This is a genomic window from Corynebacterium crudilactis (assembly GCF_001643015.1).
Classification (GTDB): domain Bacteria; phylum Actinomycetota; class Actinomycetes; order Mycobacteriales; family Mycobacteriaceae; genus Corynebacterium; species Corynebacterium crudilactis.
Map to the genome: position 1 here is coordinate 1,756,645 of NZ_CP015622.1, position 20,612 is coordinate 1,777,256.

The 20,612-nt window shown below is 49.8% G+C and carries 15 protein-coding genes; 10 read left to right on the forward strand and 5 right to left on the reverse strand.

Annotated features, from left to right (window positions below; genetic code table 11):
- Positions 1-78 precede the first annotated feature (78 nt).
- From ccrud_RS08275 to galE, 3 genes are all read left to right on the forward strand, one after another.
- Complete coding sequence (locus ccrud_RS08275; RefSeq protein WP_066566047.1) at positions 79-1,074, forward strand: sigma-70 family RNA polymerase sigma factor; 996 nt, start codon at positions 79-81, stop codon at positions 1,072-1,074.
- 387 nt (positions 1,075-1,461) lie between these two features.
- Positions 1,462-2,148 carry a metal-dependent transcriptional regulator gene (locus ccrud_RS08280; protein WP_066566050.1) on the forward strand — a complete coding sequence of 229 codons (687 nt, stop codon included), beginning with the start codon at positions 1,462-1,464 and terminating at the stop codon, positions 2,146-2,148.
- Positions 2,149-2,154: 6 nt separating this feature from the next.
- Positions 2,155-3,141 carry a UDP-glucose 4-epimerase GalE gene (gene galE, locus ccrud_RS08285; protein ID WP_066566052.1) on the forward strand — a complete coding sequence of 329 codons (987 nt, stop codon included), beginning with the start codon at positions 2,155-2,157 and terminating at the stop codon, positions 3,139-3,141.
- On the opposite strand, the gene ccrud_RS08290 is transcribed toward galE, so the two are convergent.
- On the reverse strand, positions 3,138-4,274 hold the full coding sequence (locus ccrud_RS08290) for a DUF4192 domain-containing protein (RefSeq protein WP_066566054.1): 1,137 nt from the start codon (positions 4,272-4,274) through the stop codon (positions 3,138-3,140). The genes galE and ccrud_RS08290 overlap by 4 nt on opposite strands.
- A 325-nt stretch (positions 4,275-4,599) precedes the next feature.
- Here ccrud_RS08290 and ccrud_RS08295 point away from each other — a divergent pair, with 325 nt between their 5' ends.
- From ccrud_RS08295 to ccrud_RS08305, 3 genes are all read left to right on the forward strand, one after another.
- Positions 4,600-5,592, forward strand: coding sequence for a proteasome assembly chaperone family protein (locus ccrud_RS08295; RefSeq protein ID WP_066566057.1), 993 nt, complete (start codon positions 4,600-4,602; stop codon positions 5,590-5,592).
- A 120-nt stretch (positions 5,593-5,712) separates the two neighbouring features.
- Positions 5,713-8,256: a DEAD/DEAH box helicase gene (locus tag ccrud_RS08300; protein ID WP_066566059.1), complete on the forward strand. Its 2,544-nt coding sequence runs from the start codon at positions 5,713-5,715 to the stop codon at positions 8,254-8,256.
- 131 nt (positions 8,257-8,387) lie between these two features.
- Positions 8,388-9,368 (forward strand): hydrogen peroxide-inducible genes activator, encoded by a 981-nt coding sequence (locus tag ccrud_RS08305; RefSeq protein ID WP_066566061.1) that lies wholly within the window; start codon positions 8,388-8,390, stop codon positions 9,366-9,368.
- 140 nt (positions 9,369-9,508) lie between these two features.
- Here the strand turns inward: ccrud_RS08305 and ccrud_RS08310 are convergent, their stop codons facing one another.
- Positions 9,509-10,558, reverse strand: coding sequence for a hypothetical protein (locus tag ccrud_RS08310; RefSeq protein WP_066566063.1), 1,050 nt, complete (start codon positions 10,556-10,558; stop codon positions 9,509-9,511).
- A 114-nt stretch (positions 10,559-10,672) separates the two neighbouring features.
- Between ccrud_RS08310 and hrpA the strand changes: the two genes are divergently transcribed.
- A complete protein-coding gene (gene hrpA / locus ccrud_RS08315; protein ID WP_066566065.1) occupies positions 10,673-14,581 on the forward strand; it encodes an ATP-dependent RNA helicase HrpA in 3,909 nt (1,302 codons plus the stop codon).
- A 36-nt stretch (positions 14,582-14,617) separates the two neighbouring features.
- On the opposite strand, the gene nrdR is transcribed toward hrpA, so the two are convergent.
- Together nrdR and ccrud_RS15225 are read right to left on the reverse strand one after the other, a co-directional pair.
- Positions 14,618-15,070 (reverse strand): transcriptional regulator NrdR, encoded by a 453-nt coding sequence (nrdR, locus tag ccrud_RS08320; RefSeq protein ID WP_066566067.1) that lies wholly within the window; start codon positions 15,068-15,070, stop codon positions 14,618-14,620.
- A 106-nt stretch (positions 15,071-15,176) separates the two neighbouring features.
- The gene (locus ccrud_RS15225; protein WP_066566069.1) at positions 15,177-15,599 is read right to left on the reverse strand and encodes a hypothetical protein; all 423 of its coding nucleotides are present in this window, start codon (positions 15,597-15,599) and stop codon (positions 15,177-15,179) included.
- A 325-nt stretch (positions 15,600-15,924) separates the two neighbouring features.
- On the opposite strand from ccrud_RS15225, the gene lexA reads away from it, so the two are divergent.
- The 3 genes from lexA to ccrud_RS08340 all read left to right on the forward strand — a co-directional run bounded on the left by lexA (position 15,925) and on the right by ccrud_RS08340 (position 18,727).
- Entirely contained in the window at positions 15,925-16,683 is a 759-nt protein-coding gene (gene lexA / locus ccrud_RS08330; protein WP_066566071.1) for a transcriptional repressor LexA, read from the forward strand.
- A gap of 302 nt (positions 16,684-16,985) precedes the next feature.
- The gene (locus ccrud_RS08335; protein ID WP_066566077.1) at positions 16,986-17,765 is read left to right on the forward strand and encodes a DeoR/GlpR family DNA-binding transcription regulator; all 780 of its coding nucleotides are present in this window, start codon (positions 16,986-16,988) and stop codon (positions 17,763-17,765) included.
- Positions 17,762-18,727, forward strand: coding sequence for a carbohydrate kinase family protein (locus ccrud_RS08340; RefSeq protein ID WP_066566078.1), 966 nt, complete (start codon positions 17,762-17,764; stop codon positions 18,725-18,727). Before ccrud_RS08335 ends, ccrud_RS08340 begins: the two co-directional genes overlap by 4 nt.
- A gap of 73 nt (positions 18,728-18,800) precedes the next feature.
- Here the strand turns inward: ccrud_RS08340 and ptsP are convergent, their stop codons facing one another.
- The gene (gene ptsP / locus ccrud_RS08345) at positions 18,801-20,507 is read right to left on the reverse strand and encodes a phosphoenolpyruvate--protein phosphotransferase (RefSeq protein ID WP_066566079.1); all 1,707 of its coding nucleotides are present in this window, start codon (positions 20,505-20,507) and stop codon (positions 18,801-18,803) included.
- Between the last annotated feature and the right edge of the window lie 105 nt (positions 20,508-20,612).

Genomic DNA, 20,612 nt, shown 5'->3' on the forward strand with positions numbered 1-20,612 from the left:
TCTATACATATCCTCGTGGGAACTTTTTTAACAAGCGACTCGTTAAATCTCTTGAACCGCGAATTTAGGAGGCCAGTTATGACAGCACCGTCCACGCAGGATCTCGCAACGACTGATCGTGAGGTAGATCCCGGCAGCAGGAGAGGTCAAACCAACGACAACCCTTCACAGGATCTCGTTCGTGTTTACCTCAACGGCATCGGCAAAACTGCACTGCTTACCGCGGAAGATGAAGTTGAGCTGGCTCAGACCATTGAAGTTGGTCTCTATGCAGAGCACCTTCTCAAAGACTCTGACACACCACTTACTCGCGCCATGAAGCGGGACCTTAAAGTCCTTGTGAAAGACGGCAAAAAAGCTCGTTCCCACCTCCTCGAGGCGAACCTGCGCCTAGTGGTGTCCCTAGCAAAGCGCTATACCGGCCGCGGCATGCCTTTGCTAGACCTTATCCAAGAGGGCAACCTCGGACTTATCCGCGCCATGGAGAAATTTGATTACTCCAAAGGCTTCAAGTTCTCCACCTACGCAACCTGGTGGATCCGCCAGGCAATTACCCGCGGCATGGCCGATCAATCCCGCACGATCCGCCTCCCGGTCCACTTGGTGGAGCAGGTTAACAAACTCTCCCGCATCAAGCGCGAGATGTACCAGCACCTTGGCCGTGAAGCCACAAATGAGGAACTCGCCGAAGAATCCGGCATTGAAGAGTCCAAGATTGAGATGCTGCTTCGCCAATCCCGCGATCCAGTGAGCTTGGACATGCCAGTCGGTGCAGATGAAGAAGCCCCACTGGGAGATTTCATCGAAGACTCTGAAGCAACCGATGCTGAATCCGCAGTTGTTGCATCCATGCGGCACTCTGATATCCGTGCAGTTCTTAGCACCCTAGAACCACGCGAACAGGATGTTATCCGCCTCCGTTATGGCCTCGACGACGGCGTACCACGCACCCTGGATCAAATTGGACGTCGTTTCGGACTCTCCCGCGAACGAGTCCGCCAAATTGAACGCGAAGTAATGAGCAAGCTACGCGATGGCGAACGTGCATCACGCCTGCGCGAATACGCCCAGTAATTCTCCGCATCCATCCTTGAAAGCGTCGAGGCTAACTACTTGTTAGCCTCGACGCTTTCATCTTTAATGGGGCGTTAAAAGGTGCTTAAATTTTCCAAAAGTCAGGCTTTTACTATCTATATAGCTATCTCCAGCAACAGATCAGGTAACTTTAGCTATTATTCGCTAGACTTTGATACGTTCAGCTGAATTAAACCAATAGACCTCCTGCGATGGGCGTGTTTCTTAAACCTCCCTCCACAGCACAAAGGTCAACCGATATGGAAAATCGGTAGACTCAATGCGAATATGATCTTTTTCTGTTTTTAGAGAATATACATTGAATTAGTTTTCTCCTGCTGGCAGCGGTAACAAATGAGTTTGGATTAACAAGGAAGGCAGTCTCCTGTGAAGGATCTGGTCGATACCACCGAAATGTATCTGCGCACTATCTACGAGCTAGAAGAAGAAGGCATCGTTCCTTTGCGTGCTCGCATCGCAGAACGCCTCGAGCAGTCCGGCCCAACTGTTAGCCAGACTGTCGCTCGTATGGAACGCGATGGACTTGTCCACGTCAGCCCAGACCGTAGCCTGGAAATGACCCCTGAAGGACGCTCCCTAGCTATCGCAGTGATGCGCAAGCACCGTCTCGCAGAGCGCCTACTCACAGACATCATTGGTTTAGACATCCACAAAGTCCACGATGAAGCATGCCGTTGGGAACACGTCATGAGCGATGAGGTGGAACGTCGCCTCGTCGAGGTGCTTACAGATGTCCAACGCTCTCCTTTCGGCAACCCAATCCCGGGCTTATCCGAAATTGGATTTAACCAAGGTGTTCAGCCTGATGTTGGCATTCGTGCCATCGATTTGCCTATCGGGCAAGCTCTGAAGGCTCGCATTGTGCAGCTCAATGAAATCCTGCAAGTAGATCAGGAACAGTTCCACGCGCTCAGCGCTGCTGGTGTAGAAATCGGCGTGGAAGTAGACATCATCAATGAACAAGGTCGAGTGATTATCACTCACAATGATTCCCGCGTGGAACTTATTGATGATCTTGCACATGCAGTACGAGTGGAAAAGGTTGAGGGCTAACACACGATGAAGCTTCTGGTTACCGGTGGCGCTGGCTATGTGGGCAGTGTTGCTGCCACTGTTCTTATTGAACATGGGCACGATGTCACAATCATTGACAATTTCAGCACCGGCAACCGTGAAGCAGTGCCCGCAGCTGCTCGCCTTGTTGAAGGCGATGTCAGCGAGGTTGTCGACAACGTCCTATCTGAAGGCGGATTTGATGGAGTTGTCCACTTCGCAGCCCGCTCTTTGGTCGGCGAATCCGTAGAAAAGCCACACGAGTACTGGCATGACAATGTTGGAACCGCACTCACTCTGCTTGATTCCATGCGCGCACATGATGTAAAAAACCTCGTCTTTTCCTCCACTGCTGCCACCTACGGTGAGCCAGAGGTAGTCCCCATCACCGAGGACATGCCAACTCAGCCCACCAACGCATACGGTGCCACTAAATTAGCCATCGATCATGCCATCACGTCCTATGCCACCGCATTTGGCCTTGCTGCAACCAGCTTGCGCTATTTCAATGTTGCCGGCGCATATGGATCAATTGGTGAAAACCGCGAAGTAGAAACCCACCTGATCCCACTCGTACTCCAGGTAGCAACCGGAGATCGCGAGAAAATTTTCATGTTCGGCGATGACTGGCCAACCCCAGATGGCACCGCTGTCCGCGATTACATCCACATTCTTGACCTCGCAAAAGCACATGTCTTGGCGTTGGAATCCAATGAAGCCGGCAAGCACCGCATTTTCAACCTGGGATCCGGTGATGGCTACAGCGTGAAACAAGTTGTAGATATGTGCCGCGCTGTCACCGGACATCCGATTCCTGCAGAGATCGCGCCCCGGCGCGCCGGAGACCCAGCAACTCTTATTGCATCTTCTACAAAGGCGCAACAAAAGCTAGGTTGGTCTCCCCAGCACACCGATCTGCGCACCATAGTCGAGGATGCATGGGCTTTTACATCCCAACTTGGTGATCGCTCGCACGCAGCCAAAAAGGCTTAATCTGCTTCTGGAACTGGAACGTGATAGTCCCGCAGTTGCTGGTTTCCCCGAAGGCAGGCGTCGATAAGCCTGGTTGTTTGCCCGTTAAAGAGGCCTTCCCTCAGCAGATGGCTGAGGTTATGGCGCGGGGTGGTAGCGATGGAGGCCTCTAGGGCCGGCATAGCTTTCATGCTGAGTCCCATGGAAATTGCTGATAGCGCATACAAGCTCAAGGCGTTGGAGCGGATTTCTCCGTTGAAGGTGCAGGCGGCAGCGCGTAAGAGCAGTGCTGCTTCCCGAGGAAAATCCACGCATAAATGCAAGATGGCATCACGTAAAAAGCTTCCAGATAGATATGTAGCCACGGTTTGTAGCAGGTCAGGTTCTTTCAGCAATACCTCGATATTCTCTGCACTAGAATGTACACCGCCACAAAGCTTCTTAGTTTTTTCTAATGCATGAGTAAATACTTCAAGCACGGTTAAAAAATAATGTCCGGAATCATCAGTGTTAATTTTGTGCTCAATGTCTTCGGCGAGCCGTTGCGCTTCTTTTTCTAATTTCTTCAGCTTTGTAACTGGCACATATGAATTATTGCGGTTGAACATGGCGAAAGCTTCATCCCGATTAAGTTCTGGCAGGTGTCCTTCCTCCAGCATCTTCTGCGTTGCAACTGCAGCAATAATCGGAGAAATCCGGCCGAATTCCCACTCGGAGATACCGTGATCATCGTGTTCTAATGCATGCGGTTCGGGACCAAAGCACAACATATATGGCTCGCCGCTAATGATCTCTCGAGTAAACCAGCACCCGGTGAGGTTGATGATCCCTTGTTCTGCGGCTTCTAAGAGCTGATCAATAGTGTCATCAAGTACCTCGGGGCGGAGCTTTTGAGAGATAACAAAAGCAAAGATTCGAGAGGGATCAAAAGATTCCACTGCTTGAGCAACATCTGGTAGTAGACGTAAGTCATCTACATCAAGTCGGATAACTGGGCCGAGCGTGAGCGTTGTCGTGTCATCTTCGAACAACATACATGCAAGAACAATTGATTCAGAGGGGTAAAAACCCAGAATTCCTGGGATATTAGCGAGTAATTCGCCTGGGGTTTGAAGGATGGTCGTTGGTTCGTTTCGGTCTGCTTTGGCTGACATGCCGATCAGTATGTAAGGAATTTAAACTCTTGTCTCCCCTGATTCATCAAAACCGCGCCAAAACTGTGGATAACTTTTTTCATCCACAGGCCGTGCCACAAAACTTCTTAAACCTGCACGTAGAAGAGGTTCCCAACTTGGGAAAATAATAGAAGAAAATCAGTTAGACTTGGCAAAATCCTTAAGCTGCGCGCTACCTGTATTAACAATGATGTAATTTTAGGGATTATTTCCCCTACTATCCCTGTTGTACTGAACAGTTGCCAGTTCGAGAAGCCTTGTCAAAAGCTTAAGGTGGCAGTACAAAGCGTTAAAAGGAGGAAAAATGTCGGATAACAATGATCGTATGTACGAACTTGAGTACCCGTCACCGGAGGTGAGTGGACAAACCGCCGGTGGCCCAACGCTCATCATTGCCCTCCAGGGATATGCCGATGCCGGACATGCCGTGGAAGCCAGCTCCTCGCACCTGATGGAGGCTCTTGATCACCGTTTGATTGCTTCCTTTAACAATGATGAGCTCATTGATTACCGCTCGCGTCGTCCGCTTGTTGTCATCGAACACAATGAAGTCAGCAGCATGGATGAACTGAACTTAGGGCTTCATGTTGTCCGCGACAACGACAATAAACCATTTTTAGTTCTTGCTGGCCCAGAACCTGATTTGAGATGGGGCGATTTCAGTAATGCTGTGGTAGATCTGGTGGAGAAATTCGGCGTAGAAAACACAATCTGTCTCTATGCTGCTCCCATGACTGTTCCGCATACCCGCCCTACAGTTGTCACCGCACATGGAAATTCTGCAGATCGCTTGAAGGACCAGATCTCCTTGAATACGCGATTAAATGTGCCTGGTTCTGCATCCTTAAAACTAGAAATGATGCTGAAGGATAAGGGCAAGAATGTCTCCGGGTATACCGTGCATGTTCCCCACTATGTCTCTGCTTCCCCATATCCTGCAGCTACCTTAAAGCTGCTGCAGTCCATTGCGGATTCCGCAGATCTCAACCTTCCGCTTTTGGCACTGGAGCGTGACGCAGAAAAGGTACACCGTCAGCTCGTAGAGCAAACAGAAGATTCTGCAGAGATTCAACGCGTTGTTGGCGCGCTAGAACAGCAATACGATGCCGAGCTAGAGCGTTACTGGAATAAGCATCCTCAGGCAGTCATGCCCGGTGAATCTGATATCCCCAGCGGTGATGAGATCGGTGCGGAATTTGAAAAATTCCTCGCAGAGCTTGATACCGGCGCTGACAATCCAGACTCGCCATCAAGCGAATCAGATGCATCAGAGCCTCAGGACTCCCCTGAAGACTAAAAGTGTTGAGTGATAAACCTCAGGCACTATGTGGATAACAACCATATAGTGCCTGAGGTTTGTGCTATTTCTTAGGCTAGCTGCCCCCAGTGTCATAGGCGTTAGCTACGCTGGTTCATTGTGAACCTTTCTGAGATGCTTCCTGATCTTTCCGATGTCCCCGAAAGCTTGATGGATGAGTCCATTTTTGACAGCTTTTTGAGTTGGACCCGTGAGCGTGGGATTTCCCTATACCCTGCTCAGGAAGAAGCGGCCCTAGGAATCCTTGCCGGTGACAATGTCATCCTGGCAACACCAACCGGCTCAGGAAAATCCATGGTGGCCATTGCCGCGCACTTCATTGCCATGGCTAGAGGCCAACGCAGTTTCTACACCGCCCCGATTAAAGCACTGGTGAGTGAGAAGTTTTTCGCCCTGTGTGAAATCTTCGGTGCGGAAAACGTGGGCATGATGACTGGCGATGCAACAGTCAATGGCAAAGCCCCAATTATTTGTGCCACTGCGGAAATCGTTGCCAATATTGCTTTGCGCGATGGCTCAGGTGCAGCCATTGATCAGGTAGTGATGGATGAGTTCCACTACTACTCTGAACCAGACCGTGGTTGGGCATGGCAGGTTCCTTTGTTGGAACTCTCCAGGGCACAGTTCCTCCTCATGTCTGCGACTTTGGGCGATACCGAATGGTTGGAAAAAGACCTGCAGCAGCGCACTGGCCGCACCGCAAACTTTGTGGGAGGCACCGAGCGTCCCGTGCCATTGGAGTTCTCCTATGTCTATACTCCAGTCCACGAAACCATTGAAGAGCTACTGAAAGATACCAAAGCTCCCATCTATGTCGTTCATTTCACCCAACGTGATGCCATCGAGCGTGCGCAGGCGCTGACCTCTTTAACCGTGGTCAACAAAGAAGAAAAAGAACTCATTGCTGCAGAGATTGGTGATTTCCGATTCAGCACCACCTTCGGAAAAACACTGTCTAAATTATTGCGCCGTGGCATTGGTGTCCACCATGCCGGCATGCTTCCCAAGTATCGTCGTTTGGTGGAAAAGCTTTCCCAAACAGGTCTGCTCAAGGTTATTTGCGGAACAGACACTCTTGGCGTGGGTATCAATGTTCCCATCCGTACGGTGCTCATGACTGGTCTTGTGAAATTTGATGGCACCAGAGAGCGCGTTTTGAAGTCTCGTGAATTCCACCAGATTGCCGGTCGCGCCGGTCGTGCCGGATACGACACCATGGGAACTGTCGTTATTCAGGCCCCAGAGCATGAGATTGAAAACCACCGCCTGCGGGAAAAAGCTGGCCAGGATCCTAAAAAGCTGAAGAAACTCCGTCTGAAAGCTACCCGACCTGGTGAAGTCACCTGGACTAAAAAGACCTACGAGCGACTCACCACTGCAGAGCCAGAACAGTTGAGCAGCTATTTCAAGGTCAGTAACTCCATGTTGCTCAATGTGATTGCACGACCTGGCGATGGCTACGCGCACATGAAACACCTGTTGCGTACCAACCATGACACCCGCACGAAGCAAAACAAGGATATTCTCACCGCGGTGGAACTGCTCAAGGGTTTAGTTAATGCGGGCATCGTAGAACGCACTGCTGATGGTCTCCCCGATGAGTCAGGCAGGGTCTATGCATTGACTCAGGAATTGCAACGAGACTTTGCGCTTAACCAACCTCTTGCGCCTTTCGCGCTTGCAGCCCTCACGCTGCTAGATAAAGAGTCTGATTCTTATACCCTCGATGCCATCAGTACTTTTGAGGCGATCCTGGAAGATCCTCGACAAATCCTCTTGGCACAACAAAAGGCACAGCGTGGTGAAGAAATCGCAGCTCTGAAATCAGAGGGCGTGGACTACACCGAACGCATGGCCATTATTGAAGATGTCACTTGGCCAAAACCTTTGGAAGATGAGCTGGAAAATGCTTTTGAAACTTTCCGAGAAGGCCATCCTTGGGCAAAAGAGTTTGAAATTAAGCCTAAATCAGTTGTCCGCGACATGATTGAACACGGCATGACATTTTCGGATTTGGTGGCTACCTATGGAGTTGCCCGCTCCGAAGGTGTTGCTTTGCGCTATCTCACCGATGCCTGGCGCACGCTGCAGCATTCGCTGCCCACTGATGCCCGCACCGAAGAATTAGACGATGTCGTGGTGTGGCTGGGCGAACTGATCAAGCAGGTAGACTCCTCCTTGGTTGATGAGTGGGCTCAAATGGCTGATCCAGATGCACCAATCAGTAAGGAAGATCTTGAGCGTGAGCTCGCTTTCGGCGTGGAGGATCCCACCGCACTTACCGCTAACCGCAGGGCCTTTACCATCATGGTGCGCAATGCGATGTTCAGATTAGTAGAGCTCTTTGCTTATGAGAAGGAAGACCAACTTTCTCAGATGACGGAATATCTAGACGATGTCCCAGATTTTGGTGCCGCGATGGACGCCTACTTTGAGGAATATGCCGATCTCGATACAGGCCCTGCAGCACGTGGTCCTGAATTCTTTAAGGTCGAGCAAACAGGACGTCTATGGGAAGTCCGTCAAGTGGTCAAGGATCCAGAAGGCGATAATTCTTTTGCCTTTGTCGCCACCATTGATCTCGATGCTTCCGATGACGCAGGTGAAGTGCGTTTTGCAGCATTATCGATTGACCACAACTAGGAAAAGACACCGATAAGCAGGGATATTGTAGTCACGTATTTGAGCGGTTTTACCTATAGCGCTTAAACACTGGCTATCTATCCCTGCATTTTCATTGTCATTTTCTTCAATACACCGTTATAGTTATAGGCATGAGCAATAAAGAGTACCGGCCCACACTTGCCCAGCTTCGCACCTTTGTCACCATCGCAGAATGCAAGCATTTTGGTACTGCTGCCACCAAGCTGTCCATTTCGCAGCCTTCCCTCTCCCAGGCTCTTGTAGCTTTAGAAACAGGTCTGGGAGTTCAGCTTATTGAACGCTCCACCCGCAAAGTTATCGTTACTCCAGCAGGTGAAAAACTCCTCCCCTTCGCCAAAGCAACTCTAGATGCTGCGGAATCTTTCCTTTCCCACGCCAGAGGCGCTAATGGTTCACTGACCGGGCCACTGACTGTAGGCATTATTCCTACTGCTGCTCCTTATATTTTGCCTGCCATGCTATCCATCGTGGATGCAGAATACCCAGACTTAGAGCCACAAATTGTAGAAGATCAGACAAAGCACCTCTTGGGCTTGCTTCGTGATGGTGCCATCGATGTGGCCATGATGGCACTACCATCGGAAGCTCCAGGAATGAAAGAAATTCCACTCTACGATGAAGATTTCATCGTGGTGACCGCCAGCGATCATCCTTTTGCTAGCCGTCAAGATCTAGAACTCTCCGCTTTAGAAGAACTAGATCTACTGCTCCTTGATGATGGACACTGCCTGCACGATCAGATTGTAGATTTGTGCCGACGCGCAGATATCAGCCCAATAAGCTCTACCACCGCTGTCACTCGAGCATCTAGCCTCACAACTGTCATGCAGTTAGTTGTCGCAGGCCTCGGATCTACACTCGTGCCAGTAAGTGCAATCCCATGGGAATGCACCCGCCCAGGTCTAGCCACTGCTAATTTCAAGCCTGAGGTTACCGCCAACCGCCGCATGGGCTTGGTCTACCGCACCTCTTCTTCACGTGCTGAAGAGTTTGCGCAATTCGCAGTGGTTTTGCAGCGTGCTTTCCAGGATTCCCTTGCCCTTGCTGCTTCCACAGGCATTGTCTTGAAGCACAATACTTCTGAAGTTTAAAGCCTTTCAGAGACATCAAAACAGCCCTTGCCATCATCCTTATATGTTCGCTAGAACACGAAAGGATAATGGCAAGGGCTGTTTATTTTTAGCTAAATCACGCTAAACAAAGCTAGAACCAGATACTTAGCAGCATAGTTCTACTGCTGCTCAACTGGAATATTTCCACCGCTCATCTGACGGTAAATATGAACTACTGCAAGCGTGTACGCAGGAAGCAGAATCACGAATCCAAATAAGAGCGTGACAAAACCAATAATGCTGATGGCCAAGCCGCCAACAACAGTAAATAGCAGCAAACGTGGATAGTTGCGCAATGCATCTTTGAATCCGGTTCGCGCAGCACTCATTGCGGTATGTTGCCCGTCTGCGGTGTAGTACACCCAGAATGAATATAGCGGGCCAATGAGGGCTAGTGCGAAGAGATAGATGAAGAACATGCCGAGTGCGGAGTTATTTACCTCAACCATACCGGTTGCTTCATCAACCATTGCTAGCTCTCCGCTCAGCATTGACGGAAGAGTGGAAACAATCGCGCTAATAATGCCAAGGACGATCATCAATAGTGCAGTTTGCCCAACATTGATAGGTCGGAAGAAATCTGCGTAGCGTGTTTTGTGTCCATCGACGGCAAGGAGTGCTCCACGCATGACACAGATGCTCATGACGCACGCAACAATCACAATAAGAACATTAAAAACAATCATTGTCGGCGAGGTATTCGAGCCATCCGTTACAGCTTCCGGATCCAGGACAAAAGCTAGATAGCCTGCGAGTCCACTCAAGATCATGAAGCCGAGACCAAGAAGGACTGTGCCAAGAATCCAGACAACTGGATTGCTGAAGGTGGTTCGGAATCCGAAGCGAACCGCTCTCATAATATCGACAGTGCCACTACCTGGTTCAAGTTGCACACCGTTGTTTATTGGTGCAGCGTTGTAGCCTTGGTAGGAATTTTGGTTTGGGTATGGGGTCTGTGGATATGGTTCGCCCACCATCCCCTGGTTATATCCTTGGAAACCTCCCGGCGCGTCCTCAGGATGTGAGGTCGGTCCGTATGGTGAAGGATGTGCATCGCCGGTTCCCTCTTGAGGGTTAGCGTTAAAGTTTTCCCAGGATTTGTCCCAGGATTGTTCGCGTGAGTTATCTTCGCCATCGCCATTGGCGTTGGTGTGGTCGTCGCGGCTCATTGTTGTTTCGTCGCCCTCCCTATAAGTGTTTAGTTCTCTATACAGAGTACCTGTACGCAGATTCCCCTATCCACTTGGACTTTTTGCAAAGACAAGTAGAATTAGCGTCTAGTCATGACTACTTTTGAAACTGCCCCCTCAAAGGCATCCCTGTATGAACTCTTAAAAGGTGTTTCCCTCTCCGATGAGCGCGCCTTTAGGCGACGCCTGTCCAAGGCTCGTGCTCCGCAAGCACTCAGTGCTATTGCAGCAGACATCGATAAAGCTTGCCTGCTTATCGACGCAAAGAGCCAGTTAATTCCGACTATCACCTATCCTGAAAATCTTCCGGTTAGCGCACGCCGTGATGATATTGCTGAGGCAATTCGGGATAATCAGGTGGTTATTATCGCGGGTGAAACTGGCTCAGGTAAAACCACTCAAATTCCTAAGATTTGTTTGGAACTTGGCCGTGGCCGACGTGGCCTTATTGGTCACACTCAGCCGCGTCGATTAGCAGCCCGTACCGTGGCGGAGCGCATCGCCGATGAGCTGGGGCAAGACATCGGTGAATCGGTGGGCTATGCCATTCGTTTTGATGATCGAGTATCTTCCCGCACGTCTGTGAAGCTGATGACAGACGGTATTTTGTTGGCGGAAATGCAGCGTGATCGTTTCCTTAATGCCTATGACACCATCATTATTGATGAGGCGCATGAACGCTCATTAAATATTGACTTCATTTTGGGCTATCTACGCCAATTGTTGCCTAAGCGTCCGGATCTGAAGGTGATCATCACTTCTGCAACGATTGATCCGGAGCGTTTTGCTGAACACTTTGCTGATGCGGCTGGTAAACCAGCGCCCATCATTGAAGTTTCTGGACGTACCTTCCCTGTAGAAATTAGGTATCGCCCATTAGAAATTTTGGATGGCGATAAAATTATCGACACCGATCCCCTTGATGGTCTGTGCTCTGCGTTGGAAGAGCTCATGGCTGAGGGCAAGGGCGATATCTTGTGCTTCTTTGCTGGTGAGCGTGATATTCGCGATGCTATGGAAGCGATTGAAGCCCGCCGCTGGAAAGGCGTCGAAGTCACACCTTTGTACGGACGACTTTCTAACCAAGAGCAGCACCGGGTCTTTAGCCCGCATTCAGGTCGGCGCATCGTGCTCTCCACCAATATCGCTGAAACTTCACTCACAGTTCCAGGTATTCACTATGTGGTTGATACTGGCACTGCACGTATTTCGCGTTATTCCGTTCGCACTAAGGTGCAGCGTCTTCCCATCGAGGATATCTCTCAGGCCAGCGCTAATCAGCGCTCTGGTCGATGTGGTCGTGTTGCAGATGGTATCGCTATTCGTCTGTACTCAGAAGATGATTTCAATTCTCGTCCTGAATTCACTGATCCAGAAATCTTGCGTACTAACTTAGCCAGCGTTATTTTGCGGATGGCCTCGCTGCGCCTGGGCGATATTAATGATTTCCCCTTCGTCCAAGCACCAGAACAGCGTTCCATTAGAGATGGCATCTTATTGCTCCATGAACTGGGTGCACTCACCGATAATGCTCAGGCTGATGGTTCCCCACAGCTCACCCAAATCGGTAAAGATCTGGCAAATATCCCCGTTGATCCACGTTTGGCACGCATGCTTGTTGAAGCCAACACCATTGGTTGTTTGCATTCAGTGATGGTTATTGTCTCTGCATTAACTGTCCAGGACGTTCGTGAACGCCCTTTGGAATTTCAAGCACAGGCAGATCAAGCCCATGCGCGCTTCAAGGACACGACCTCTGATTTCTTAGGCTTTTTGAAGCTGTGGGAATACATCGCTGATCAGCGTGAGCAAAGCAGCGGTAACTCATTCCGTAAACAGATGAAAAAAGAGTTCCTCCATTACATGCGCATTCGTGAATGGTGGGATTTGGTTCGTCAGTTGGAGCAAATCGGACAGCAACTTGGCTGGGCTAAAAAAGAACAAGTAGCTGGGACGGCAAGCCCAGATATGATTCACCAGTCTTTGCTGACAGGATTACTTTCTCAAATTGGCTCCCGCGATGGGGAAAGCCGAGAGTTTTCTGGTGCCAGGGGAACAAAATTCCTCGTCTTCCCTGGTTCTGCGTTGTCTAAGAAGCCACCTCAATTTGTCATGGCTGGCCAATTGGTAGAAACATCACGTCTCTGGGCTCGCGATGTGGCAAAAATTGAGCCTGAATGGGTAGAAAAAGCTGCAGGGCCGTTGCTCAAGCATCAGTACTCGGAGCCTTATTGGTCTTCCAAACGTGGTGCTGGCATGGTGCACCAAAAATCAACTCTTTACGGTGTCACAATTATTGCCGATAAAGTTGTTCCCTTTCATACTGTTGATCCTGTTGCGGCCCGCGATATGTTCATCCGCCATGCGCTCATTGAGGGTGATTGGTCTACTCATCACCGCTTCTTCCATGACAATGTGTCCAAATTGGAAGCAATTGGTGAGCTAGAGGCGAAGGCTCGTCGTCGCGATATCATCGTTGATGAAGAAACCCTGTTTGATTTCTACGATGCAAAGCTTCCGGATAATGCCACCACCACTAGAAATTTTGATGCATGGTGGAAAAAGACGTCCAGGAACTCTCCTGAACTTCTCGATTTTGACCCCGAGAGCCTGATCAATGCAGATGCTGATGCAGTCAACGAAGAAGCCTTCCCAGATAAGTGGCTCAAGGGCAGTTTAGTTTTTGATCTCACGTACCATTTCGAACCTGGACATCGCGAAGACGGCGTGACCGTTCTCATTCCTATTCCGGTACTTGGTGGTTTGGATACAGAAGGCTTTGATTGGCTTGTTCCAGGTTTAAGGCTTGATTTGGTGACAGAATTAATTCGCACCATGCCAAAGGCATTAAGGCGTACTGTCGTTCCTGCTCCAGATTTCGCAGAACGTGCACTTCCCCTTCTACGCCCTTATATGACGCCTTTGACCACCCAATTAGCCGATGCGTTGCATTCTTTGGGTGGCCAAGGAATCAACTCTTCTGATTTCGATCCTGCCAAACTTCCAGATCATCTCCGCATTTCTTATGCTGCAGTAGATCGACACGGAAAAATCATTGATCGTGACCGTGATCTTGAGGCATTGAAGAAACGTCGCGCAAACCAGATTAGAGCCTCTGTTTCTAGTGTGGCTAAATCTTCTGAGCAAGATGAAGCAGCTCAGTGGACAACCGAAACATTGGGCACAGTCCAAGAGGAAATCGAAACCACTGTTGATGGCCAATCAGTCACCGCATTCCCAGCATTGGTGGTTACGCCCACGGGCGTCTCTGTAAAGGTCATGCCCACTAAGGCTTCTGCTGATGCTTCCATGATCACAGCCACCCTGACTTTGTTGATGCGTGAGATTGAAGTGTCTACAAAGCAAATGGTCAAGGGCTTGCCGTTGCAACAGCGCGTAGCTGTAGACAACTACCCACATGGCGGTGCTGAAGGATTAGTTGCTGATGCACGCATTGCCGCAATCCGAGATCTCATGCTGGAGCATGGTGGTGCTGTCCGTTCCCCAGAAGAGTTCCAGGTACTCCTCGAGAAGGTAAAACCAGAAACTTCTGGAGTTGTTCGACGCACTGTTGTTGATCTTGCCCCTGCTTTAGTCCAGTATGCTTCGGTGCTGTCCGAGCTAGCTACGTGGTCAGGTCCTGCAATTGAGGATATGTCTGCTCAGTTAGATTTCCTGCTGCCTAAAAATGCAGTCAGTATTCACGGTATTAGCCGTTTACGGCACCTGCCTCGGTATCTTCAAGCATTGATGATTCGTCTGGAAGAAATGAACCAGAATCCTGATCGCGATGCTGATCGCCAAGATGAGATCAATCTGATTGAAGAGCAGTTTGCAAAGCAACTGAAAAAGTTGCCTGCGCAAAGGGCTAATACAAAAGAAGCAAAAGATATCGCCTGGCAAATTCAGGAACTGCGCGTGAGTCTTTTCGCACAACGGCTAGGTACGCCACGGCCGGTTTCGCCGCAAAGGATCCAGAAGGCTATCGCTAAGTTGCGTTAACCAATAGAGGCCCAGGGACTAGCTCAGATCATTGAGTTAGTCCCTTCCCCTTCGTCGCATTAGACGGATTTCTTTTTCAAAGTCATCTGCACTTTCAAAAGATTTATACACAGATGCAAAGCGTAAATATGCCACTTCATCCAATTCCCTCAGTGGATCGAGGATAGCCAGGCCGATCTCATTGGCGCGGATTTGAGAACTTCCACTGCTTCGCACAGTTTCTTCCACTTGTTGGGCAAGGCGTTTGAGTGCATCATCAGATACATCGCGCCCCTGGCATGCTCGACGGACACCGGTAACCACCTTTTCCCTACTGAATGGTTCGGTGACACCGTTTCTTTTGAGCACGAGTAACACAGCTTTTTCGATGGTGGTGAAACGTCCATCGCATTCGCTGCATTCACGGCGCCTTCGAATCGCGCTTCCAGAGTCAATGACACGAGAATCAATGACTTTCGAATGATCATGTTGGCAAAATGGGCAGTACATTAGCGGCTCCTTTCCCTCATCATTTACATCAACATTAGGCCTTAGCCTGATATCTGTGAATGAGTGGTATCGCCTTTAGTTTATGCCAGCTTCATCTTGCTGATGTTTAGCGCCCGAGGCTGAGCCCAACAACGTGGGTGTCATAGAAATTCTGCGGGGCTTCTTCTTCCTCTGATTGGGATAAAAGAATGCCGGCAAAAATAACGAGGCCAAACAGAGCGCCGCCAGCCCATTGTTTGAATAGATCTTTAATCGAACGCGCGTGAGCATTACTACTCATCTGAGTTTCCAAAGGCAGCAGCAAAGAAGGGGGCTGTGATACTGGATAATCACGAACATCGTGCAGTTTAATTCGGAGACTCTTAGGCTGTTGAAAACGATCTAAATTCGAACAATCAATCGTTCGAACATGTCTCTTATTTACAACTTTTCCACTGGGGATATCCTGCATCCATACAGCCGCAGAGGGCACGATATTACCCTGGTGAACTATATGCTCTTCAATACCTTTACCTGCATAGATAGTCATTTCAATTCTCCCACCTTAGATGTTTGCCCACATCTTAACTTTTACCTATGACACATTCGAACACCATTACCGTTCACATGTTCGAGTAAGTTTCTACATTTGATTTATAGCACTTCACTCGAACGCTGTCTAGAGAGTCGTGGAAAAACTCGAACACTCGTACCATTTCCGCAGGAAAACCTGTATGGTTAGGAACTAGAAATACTGACAGAAGTTCGAATAGCTCAACTTTTGGCCCTGAGATTTTACATTCGGCGCAATCTTGCCGGAAGAGACATTGTTTTTTAGCGCCACCCTGGCGCACAAGGAAAGAAGGGAACGGGAAATGGCAATCGAAAAGAAGCCAGCAGGCACACGAGGCAGCCGCGGTAGCCGCGTAGTTAAAACACTGCCCAACGGGAAGCCAGATCCAGCCAGTTTGTCAGATCGACAACGCAGGATCTTGGAGGTTATCCGAGATGCCGTAGTGCTTCGCGGTTATCCACCAAGCATCAGGGAAATCGGTGACGCAGCTGGACTTCAGTCCACCTCGTCGGTTGCTTACCAACTTAAAGAGCTGGAGAAAAAGGGCTTTCTCCGCAGGGACCCCAACAAGCCTCGCGCTGTTGATGTTCGCCACTTGCCTGAAACTGAGTCCCGTTCCACTAAAACAGCTGCTAATAAGAATAAGTCTGCTCAAAGTGGCTCCCCTGTGCCAGAACTTACCGGCCCGACTTCCTTCATTCCTGTCGTAGGTAAAATTGCTGCAGGAAGCCCTATTCTGGCAGAGCAAAATATTGAAGAATACTACCCACTACCGGCAGAAATTGTTGGTGATGGCGAACTCTTCATGCTCCAGGTAGTTGGGGAATCCATGCGAGATGCCGGAATTCTTAACGGTGACTGGGTGGTGGTTCGTTCCCAGCCAGTCGCAGAACAAGGTGAATTCGTCGCTGCCATGATTGACGGCGAAGCAACCGTCAAGGAATTTCATAAAGATTCTTCCGGAATTTGGCTACTGCCACACAACGACACATTCGCTCCAATTCCAGCCGAAAATGCTGAGATCATGGGCAAAGTCGTGTCTGTGATGCGTAAGCTTTAAACACAGATTCCATATATCCCGCCAGCATGTGTTCTCACATGCTGTGGCGGGATTTCTTTTTGGTAACCACATTCGGGGGTGATCGGGCAAATAAGTTTTTATTGATAATAAAAGTGAGTTTACCTGTGGGTTTTCCATATTTTATGCTCAATTATTAGATAATCGCTGCCCGATTTTTTGATTTTTTCAGCGTTTCAGACCTTCACTGCAACTAAATAGCGCTTTTAGTCGTTACACAGTGAGACAATAGGTTTGAAATTCGGACATATTTAGTAAATAGGCTTTTTGCTTTAAGGAGTGACATGTACGCAGAGGAGCGCCGTCGTCAGATTGCCTCATTAACGGCAGTAGAGGGACGTGTAAATGTCACCGAATTAGCTGGCCGATTTGATGTCACCGCAGAGACCATCCGAAGAGATCTCGCAGTTTTGGATCGCGAAGGCATTGTCCATCGCGTCCATGGTGGCGCTGTAGCCACACAATCCTTCCAAACCACTGAATTGAGCTTGGATACTCGATTCCGATCTGCATCTTCAGCTAAGTATTCGATCGCCAAGGCTGCTATGAAATTTCTTCCATCTGAGCATGGCGGACTTTTCCTCGATGCAGGCACCACTGTTACTGCGTTGGCTGATCTCATCTCAGAACACGTTAATGCTAAGCAGTGGTCCATCGTGACCAACTGTCTTCCTATTGCATTGAACTTGGCTAACGCAGGACTCGATGATGTGCAGCTGCTCGGTGGCAGCGTTCGAGCCATTACTCAGGCAGTAGTCGGCGATACCGCTTTGCGCACACTGGCACTTATGCGAGCAGATGTCGTGTTCATTGGTACTAATGCTCTGACTCTAGATCATGGTTTGTCTACAGCAGATTCTCAAGAAGCAGCCATGAAGTCTGCCATGATCACCAATGCGCACAAGGTGGTGGTCTTGTGTGACTCTACCAAGATGGGCACTGATTACCTTGTGAGTTTTGGTGCCATAGAAGATATCGATGTAGTGGTGACTGATTCCGGAGCGCCTGCAAGTTTCATTGAGCAGTTGCGTGATCGCGATGTAGAAGTTGTGATTGCAGAATGATTCTCACAGTTACGGCAAGCCCATACTTATTGAGCACCAATGAGCTGGATGGGCATATCGAAATCGGTGAAGCAAATAAAATTAGGCAGGTTTCTACTGTCGCAGGAGGATTTGGCACAGGTGTTGCTGCCACGTTGTTTTATGGTGGAAATGAAACATTTGCGGTGTTCCCTGCCCCAGAGATTTCCCATTATCTGCGTCTAGTCACTCTTGCCGGGTTGCCACATGAAATCATTCCTGTGGCAGGTCCAATTCCTATGCATCTGACAATGCGGGACGTGGAAGGCAATGAAACAAAGTTCAAAGACTCCCCCATGCCTTTGGACGTCTCCCAGTTAGCGATCCTTCGTGATCTGGTGGTGCGTAGAGCAGAGGAAGCATCGTGGGTCTTACTCGGTGGAAACCTACCCTCTGTTGCACCAGCTGCATGGTTTGTCGATGTGGTGAGATCACTTCGGTTATATCACCCCGATGTGAAAGTCGCGATTGCTGCTACAGGAGCAGCGTTACGCGCAGTTATTCGCCAGCTTGCCGCGACATCCCCTGATCTGCTTATTGTTGCTGCAGAGGAGATCGAAAAAGCCACGGAATTAGAGCCTAAAACGCTTAGAAATCCGTGGGCTGATGGAGATCTCTCCCCCACAGTTGCTGCAGCTAGAGCACTTATTAATAGCGGTGTGACAGAAGTCGTCGTGACCAATAAACGCACCGAATCATTGTATGTGTCTGCATCTGATGCTTTATTAGCTAGCTATGCCAGCGCCCCTGGCAAGCAAGGGGTTAATTGGCGGGAATCATTTTCCGCTGGTTTCCTCGCAGCATCTAACGATGGCAAAACCGCAACGGAATGCCTGATCAATGGTGTTGCCTATGCCAATGCAGAAGGAAGTGAATGGGATAACTACATCCCTACTCCGGATCGTTTGCAGGCACAGCATGTTGTGATCACACCGCTTGCCTAACTAATTTCCTCTATAAAAATTAAAATGCCTCGCCCTTAAGAAAAATCAGGGTGAGGCATTTTAATGTTCAGATTTAGCCTGCGGCTTCGATTACTTCGCGTACCGCTGTTCGAGCTTCAGTGGCACCTTCAGCATCCAAAGCTGCTTCTGCAGCCTTCTTGCAGGTCTCTAGAGTTACCTCTGCCAATTGAGCTCCCACTGCGGCAAGAGCAGTTGATGCTGCGGACAAGGAGTTCACTCCAAGGCCGGTGAGTACCGCAGCTAGGAGAGGATCAGCTGCCGCTTCGCCACAGACACCTACCGGAGTATCAAAACGTGCACCTTCGTCACATGTGTGCTTGATCAGGCGCAGCACTGCTGGCTGCCATGGGTCGGTCAGGTATGCCAGTTCTGGGGACATACGATCGGCAGCCATGGTGTACTGGGTGAGGTCATTGGTACCAATGGATACGAAGTCCAGGTGAGGCATGATTTTATCAGCCATTAATGAGGCGGCCGGAACTTCAATCATGGCACCAGCGATAAGGCCACGCTCGCGGCACATATCCGCGAACCATTTGGCCTCATAGGCAGTGGCCACCATAGGAGCCATCACCCACGTAGGAGCTTCTTCGCCACGGCCAAGATCTTCGCTAGCCTTGGCGATTGCATCGAGCTGACGTGTGAGCAAATCAACCTGCCCACGTGCAATGCGTAGACCGCGGACACCAAGAGCTGGGTTCATTTCATCTGCCATGGAAGCAAATGGAACAGGCTTATCGGAACCAGCATCTAGGGAGCGGACAACGACCTTAGATGATGGGAATGCATCAAGAACCTTGGAATAAACCTCGGCTTGTTCTTCTACGCTTGGCTCTTGCGTCGCAGAAAGGAAGCACAGCTCTGTACGGAAGAGTCCCACGCCTTCAGCTTCTGTCTTTGCAGCTTGTACCGCTGAGTTTCCGTCTTGCACGTTGGCAAGAAGCTGAACTCGGTGTCCATCCTTTGTCTGAGCTGGCCCCTTCCACTGCGCAATCTTGGCAGCTTGCTCAAGTGAATCTTCGACCAGCTTTGTAGCCTCAGCCTCGTCGGCGTTGCGGTCAATGGTGCCGAGACTGCCGTCGATAAGCACTTTTTCGCCGGACTTGATGTCCTTGATGCTAGCGCCGGTGGCGACAATGCATGGCACGTTCAGCTGGCGCGCAATGATTGCGGTGTGGCTGGTTGGGCCGCCAAGTTCAGTGACAAGCCCAACGAACAGATCGGTATCAAGAGCTGCGGTATCTGCAGGGGAAAGATCATCCGCAAAGAGGATAACCTGACCTGCAACATCTGGCAGTCCTGGCTCTTCTTCTCCACGAATTTCTGCGATGACGCGGTCACGGATATCGCGCAGGTCTGTGGTGCGCTCTGCGATGATGCCACCAGCGGCTTCAAACATGGAAATGAACTTGGTGGTTGCAGCAACGACAGCGTATTCAGCTGGGTGCCCGCCTTTAACACCTTTCGCAACAGTTTTACGCCAGCCACGGTCATTGACCATGCCAGCAGTAGCTTTGAGCACCTCTGCGGCTGGGCCTTCAGCTGCTTCAGAGCGCTCTAGCAATCGCGAAGACACAGTTCCTGCAGCTACATCAAAGCGAGCAAGTTCCGCTTCACGATTTTCTTCGGCGATAACTTCGCCGGCTTGGGGTAGTTCGGGGCGTGGGGTAATCCACACCGCGCTTGCATAACGGACTCCACCGACAACGCCGGTGCCCTTCAATACAGTGTCATGATTCACATCATCCACAGTAGCCACCCATCCTCATAATCATTGAGTTTATTTTCTCAAGATCACCATAAAATCAACAGTTGTGCAACTATTCAAACATTTAGTTATTGACAAACAAACACATACCAACAT